This window comes from Lacinutrix cladophorae, from assembly GCF_053604645.1.
The window spans coordinates 1-378 of sequence record NZ_JBSHNR010000088.1; the positions used below are offsets into that span (position 1 = coordinate 1).

A 378-nucleotide genomic window follows, 5' to 3' on the forward strand; every position below is an offset into this window, starting at 1 on the left:
ATAGAATGTAATGGAACAGATAATGAAACCATTGCTAACGATTGGAATGCTGCTAACATATTAGCGCTTCAATCTTGTGGTACAGATAGCTGTGATACAGATGCTGTATTTGATGTAACTTCTGATTATGCTTTCACGAACCTTGCTTCCACTTGTGGTGCTGGTGGTACTATTACTGTAATCTATACGGTATCGGATGATTGTGATAACGAAACTACACTGACTGCGACACTTACCCTTGAAGATTCTATCGGTCCTGATCTTACAGCTTGTACGGTTGTAGATGAAGCTATAGAATGTAATGGAACAGATAATGAAACCATTGCTAACGATTGGAATGCTGCTAACATATTAGCGCTTCAATCTTGTGGTACAGAT

The 378-nt window shown here is 38.9% G+C and carries 1 protein-coding gene; it reads left to right on the top strand.

The window, feature by feature from the left end; genetic code table 11:
* The coding region (locus ACVC3Y_RS05820; protein WP_452226352.1) for a hypothetical protein at positions 1-378 on the top strand (378 nt) is incomplete at both ends.